Source organism: Pseudomonas sp. AC463 (assembly GCF_979253585.1).
The window spans coordinates 1-275 of sequence record NZ_CEEDDZ010000584.1 but is presented as its reverse complement, the minus strand read 5'-3'; the positions used below and the strand labels follow the sequence as shown (position 1 = coordinate 275).

Sequence of the window (275 nt, the reverse complement as noted above, 5' to 3'; positions counted from 1 at the left end):
CCCGTACATTAACAAGCATCAGGCCTATGCTATGGCCGCGTTCATCCTCGATGCGCTCGCCGGTCGCCCGATCACCGTCCGCGCGCTGCACCGCGTCGTCCGCGGCTATGTCGCCATCCGAGAACTGATGTCGCTCGTCGTCCTGCTGCTGCTCGCGGAGCCGGGCGTTCACGCCTTCGCCACCGGCGGCGAGCCGCTCGAACTGGCGGAGGTCGGCGCGGCTGTCGCGGAGGTGCTTGGCGGTGAAATCAAGCGCGCACCGATCGTGTCGGACC

The 275-nt window shown here is 68.0% G+C and carries 1 protein-coding gene; it reads left to right on the top strand.

Annotated elements, in window-relative coordinates:
* Positions 1-31: 31 nt before the first annotated feature.
* On the top strand, positions 32-275 hold a 244-nt coding region (locus tag AC0IYH_RS31530), incomplete at its 3' end, for a hypothetical protein (protein WP_471838174.1).